At 30.9% G+C, this 4808-nt stretch carries 8 protein-coding genes; all 8 read right to left on the bottom strand.

Going from position 1 to position 4808, the window contains the following annotated elements:
• The coding region (locus ACRDDY_RS11955; RefSeq protein WP_438565174.1) for a phage holin family protein at positions 1-156 on the bottom strand (156 nt) is incomplete at its 3' end.
• A gap of 65 nt (positions 157-221) precedes the next feature.
• Complete coding sequence (locus ACRDDY_RS11950) at positions 222-563, bottom strand: hypothetical protein (protein ID WP_438565173.1); 342 nt, start codon at positions 561-563, stop codon at positions 222-224.
• Positions 560-1576 carry a reverse transcriptase domain-containing protein gene (locus tag ACRDDY_RS11945; RefSeq protein WP_438565172.1) on the bottom strand — a complete coding sequence of 339 codons (1017 nt, stop codon included), beginning with the start codon at positions 1574-1576 and terminating at the stop codon, positions 560-562. The genes ACRDDY_RS11950 and ACRDDY_RS11945 overlap by 4 nt, the downstream gene beginning before the upstream one ends.
• 317 nt (positions 1577-1893) lie before the next feature.
• Entirely contained in the window at positions 1894-2238 is a 345-nt protein-coding gene (gene avd / locus ACRDDY_RS11940) for a diversity-generating retroelement protein Avd (RefSeq protein ID WP_438565171.1), read from the bottom strand.
• A gap of 68 nt (positions 2239-2306) precedes the next feature.
• Positions 2307-3419, bottom strand: a complete 1113-nt coding sequence (locus ACRDDY_RS11935; RefSeq protein ID WP_438565170.1) for a phage major tropism determinant — start codon at positions 3417-3419, stop codon at positions 2307-2309.
• Positions 3412-3786, bottom strand: a complete 375-nt coding sequence (locus ACRDDY_RS11930; RefSeq protein ID WP_438565169.1) for a hypothetical protein — start codon at positions 3784-3786, stop codon at positions 3412-3414. The genes ACRDDY_RS11935 and ACRDDY_RS11930 overlap by 8 nt, the downstream gene beginning before the upstream one ends.
• Positions 3787-3881: 95 nt before the next feature.
• Positions 3882-4112 (bottom strand): hypothetical protein, encoded by a 231-nt coding sequence (locus ACRDDY_RS11925; RefSeq protein ID WP_438565168.1) that lies wholly within the window; start codon positions 4110-4112, stop codon positions 3882-3884.
• On the bottom strand, positions 4109-4618 hold the full coding sequence (locus tag ACRDDY_RS11920) for a hypothetical protein (protein ID WP_438565167.1): 510 nt from the start codon (positions 4616-4618) through the stop codon (positions 4109-4111). Before ACRDDY_RS11920 ends, ACRDDY_RS11925 begins: the two co-directional genes overlap by 4 nt.
• Positions 4619-4808 lie beyond the last annotated feature (190 nt).

The raw sequence follows: 4808 nt of genomic DNA, 5'->3' as shown, positions 1-4808 counted from the left end.
ATATATGGCTGGCTTCCTTATTATAAATCCTATGAACATATTTTTAGACAAAACGTTCCTTTCTTTGATTGCCTTTAAAAACCCTGTAATACAATCTATTATCGTTAGATAGAACAAGACTCTAATATCTCCATCTATTCCACCAATAGCACTCACAAAACCTGCACTAAGCCAAAAAATTGAATTTTGTATATAATTAAGCAAATTTTCAAATATATTTTTTATTTTTCTCCCCTCCAACTTTTGACAGTTCTATTTCCAAAGAATCCTCCTAAATAGACCATTATTATTTGATACATCCTATCGTCTATAGGAAATATTGGAGATTGCATTTTAAATATAAACCCTATCCACATTCCTATTAAGTTACTTATTAAAAATGCACAAAATATAAATGCGATTGTTGGAAAAACCATGCTAACTGCCTTTTCTAGATTAGTTCCTCTTTTGTTGCTAAAATCCTCAACCTCTAGTTTTTTTAATTCTATTTCCATTTGACTTTGAGTATTTTTATCTGGAATAAATTTATTAATTATTTTTAAAACTTCATCAACTATTATCACAAACCCTCCCTTAACTGCTTAAATTTTGTTTCTATATTCTTTTTAAGCAAATACACATCAGCATGTTGCAAATGCCCTAATATGCTGTATAAACTCCTTCTAACTTCATCTGTTGTTATTTTACCTTGCTTTAATTTTTTAAACATATTTTTAATTAGTTTCTTTTGCCTTATCCATGTACTTCTTCTTAAATTTATTCTATTTATAAAATGTTTGTAACCTACAAAATCAACGCCTTTGAAAACAGGGGCTATTCTTGTCTTGTGATTTAGCTTCAGGGCTAAATTTGAGCTTAAATAGCTTTCTATTTCATTTAAATACCTATGTATATTTTCTTTGGATTCATCTAATATAATAAAATCATCCATGTACCTTATATAATGTTTAATTTTTAATTTATGTTTTACAAACTTATCAAATTCATTTAGATAAATATTTGCAAATGTCTGCGATGTTAAGTTCCCAATTGGAATACCAACTCCAGTTCCATTATCTATTATATGTTTTAATAAATTTAATGTATCAGGACATTTTATTTTACTTTCCAAAATATTTATTAAAATAGCATGATTTATACTATCAAAGTATTTTGCAACATCACATTTTAGATAATACATATTTTTATGTTTTGAATTAAATAACCATGTCTTTAGAACTCTAGAAGCTTTGTGCGCTCCTTTTCCATTTAAACAAGCATAACTATGTTCATAGAACCCTTTAATAAATACTGGCTCTATAACAGAATTTACTGCATGTTGTAATACTCTATCTTTAAATGGTAAAGCCTTTATGGTTCTTTCCTTTGGAACATACACTTTAAAAGTTCTATAATCTCCTTGCTCATAGCTTTTCCATATAAGCTCATTCTGAAGTATTATTAAGTTCTCTTCAAGGTTATCTGTATATCTTAAAACTTCATTTCTATATCTTTTAGATCTTCTCGCTAACAAATAAGATTTGTGTAAATTGTTAAAATCATATATTTTATCGTAGAGATTTCCTGTTCTTTTCATTGTTCTCCTAAAATTTTTCAGCTATTCTTTTCAATTTCTTACTAGGAATAGCTTTTATTTTTATAATTTGCCTTTCGGACAGGTCTTTGACTCTTGACTCTCTATAAATATATAAAGCCCTTGCTATAAATCCTTAAACTTATAACTTTGTTTGACTAGAAGTCATGAGGCACCACGCAACCCGATGTTGCTATTCACATTCCACGGATAATTGTTCGCATTCACACACGAAGGCCCAGCATTCGTAGAATTATTCCAATTGCCACCAGCGATAAGCGCAGCTAAAAACCAATAGAGCCAAAAACCTAATTTATTATTTAAGCAAGATTCTTTATCCAGCCTCCCAGCATAGACCCGACTTCATTTAGTTTCTCACTTATTATTTTGTATCTGTTCAAACTTATATACCTTAAATCTTTTGCAAGTCTGAACTCATATTTCAAAAACTTCAACTCACAATCTGCATCATATAGATGCCCTTTCTTTTTATCTGATTCTCCAGCTTTTATTAATCTTCTTATTAATTCTCTTAATGTATTTTTTAATCTTGTAATCATAGCGTATCTTTCAGATCTAGGAAATTTTTCTAAAATATCATAGATGTATAATTCAAAATCATAAACTTTTTGTACAACACTAAGATGTGAAACTCTTGCTATCATTTTGTTACCTTCCTAATACTTTTTAATTTAAGTCCGCAGCTTTCCAGCTACGGACAACAGAGTTCAGACTACAGAGAGTCTGAGGCACCACGCAACCCGACGCTGCTATTCACATGCCACGGATAACCGCTCGCATACACACACGAAGGCCCAGCATTCGTAGAATTATTCCAATTGCCACCAGCGATAAGCGCAGCTAGTCCATCTGCGTAATAAAGGTATAAACTACCTTTATTTACTGTTTTACCATTGTAGTTAGCACTTTGAGCATTCTTCCAACCCCAAGAACCAGTTTCAGCTGGCCTAACCATTAGATTAGATAGCCACTCATTTACATTTCCAACACAATCTTTTAATCCAAATACACTAACCGCATTAACAACATTACCAGTTAGGGTTCTGGCTGTGTTACTTCCAGCAGTCCATGCCATATCGTTATTGTTTTCTCCTCTTGGAGAGCCATGCGCACCTTTATACCACTCATCAAAACTTAACATTCTCTTGCCTACTCTAGACAATGCCTCATTAAACAAATACCAGTTAAACCCTTCAGAGCCAGTTACAGGATTAACACCTTTTACTGACACTAATTTAGTTGAAGGCCCTGAAGATTGATAAATGTCAACCCATAGACTATTACCTACATAAACCATTCCTTCTGGTTCTGATTTTGGTCTATGTTGAGTAGTCCAAACAGAGAATTTAAGTATATCTAAAGTTGTATTTGTTTCCCAACCTGCACTCCATTCTGTTCCATCAGTTCCTACTGGATTTAAATTATCAGATATTTTTCTACAAACCCCGTAATGAAAACCACCAATTTTTCTAGAATTGTTTGCTGTATATCCTGCAGGAAAAGTAGAATTAAGAGAAATTTTATACTCTTCATCTAACTTCCCGCCTCTATCACAAGCATAAATATAATAATCTTTTCCATCTTGGAAGTTAGATCCAGAATCTAAATTTGATACAGTTAATATTTTTTCATTATCAAGTATAAAAATAGACTCTTTAACAGTTATAATTGTACCTGGTAGTATTTTTAAAGTTCCTGGTGAGACATATTCGATATATGCTTTTTTAGGAGCTATTATCTCCTGAGATAGTGTAGCTATTTTTTCTGCTGTAAGTCTTGCTCTTTCGTCTATTCTAGATGTGTCATTAACTAAATACCTAGCCATTGTATACCTCCATAATTTCGCTAATATCTATTCCTAATCTATCTAACTCAGAGTTTTTATTTGCGATTGTTAAAACATCAAATGTATATGGCTCTGCGAATGTTATCTTAGTTGTAGAATCTTCTCCATTTTGAATAGTTTCTATATTTAAAGCTCCTGTAACATCCTCTAAAGTTAATTCTGGGTTATGAGGGATCATTATATAATTATCAACCTTTTCCAAGATAGGAATATTTATATTTCTATCTTCCAATAAATTATTTAAATAATTTTTAAAATCACTCTCTCTTAATTCCCCATTAATCACCATTTGTTTTATGTTGTAGTAGTCTTGTTTAGTTGCAATTCTTTTTGGAAAACCAATCATTTTTTATATCCCTCCCTATATTAAATATCCATCTAAATAAAATGGCAAACTTGCTTCTGACAAGGCAACAAAGTAAACCTTTCTAACTTTGTCGCCTATATAAAATTTTCTACGGTCATTTCTATAGATTCCTGACTAGCGTATGATGGCAGCTTAGCCCATAGCTTCTGACCACTGTAAAATGGTTCTACTTTTCCGCTAAACAAAATCCCAACCTCTCCAATCGGTTTAGTTTCTGAAGCTTTAATTCTAACTCCTGGAATACTTGGTATTACCAGTGTACACATCCTAAATTCTATCTCTTGCCATTCTTTGGTAACTCTCATTTTACCACCCCTATTTTAGACAGATAATCTCTTTTTGCTATATTTTCTTCTATCTTTTTTTCGATTTCGAAAGTTTCGAAACCATATTTAATATACTTTTCTTTTTGCTCGGACAGTTCTATGAACTCATCTATTAATCTATTCATTTCTTTATCAACATCATCTTGAGTTGCTCCTTCTTCCCAAGCATTAGTTGTTTTATTCCATACTTTTTTAAATAAATTATCAGGAGCAACCACTACTATAATTTTATTATTTTCAATATATTCTCCATCCAGAAGCAATTCAGTTTTATTATCTAGTAGAATTAACTCTTCTCTAGTTTTTTCTCTAATTACTCCAGAATCTAATATCGGATTTTGAAATTCTACTTCAGTTGAAACGTGATCAGACATATCCCAACTAGGATAAAACTTTGTTGGATTATCTTTAAACTCACCATATGAGTTTACAATTGGTCTTGCTACTATTTGCAAGGTTTTTATGTCATAAATGTATATAATCATGAGTTCTCCTTTGTAATTTTATTTTTTATTTTTCTAAGTTTTTATGTTGGGTAAATTATACAATTTATACAAAAACTTCACTTTTTTATAAGTTATAAAACCTTGATTTTACTAGCTTTTTAAAAATGAGTACCTGGATAAATCGTCTATAGCTTTAACGATTTTATTAGCTTTATAAGGTATATAAATC

This window comes from Clostridium sp. (assembly GCF_051656525.1).
In the GTDB taxonomy this organism is placed as follows: domain Bacteria; phylum Bacillota; class Clostridia; order Clostridiales; family Clostridiaceae; genus Clostridium.
Note: the sequence above shows the minus strand (reverse complement) of the source record. Positions and strands in the feature narration are given on the sequence as shown.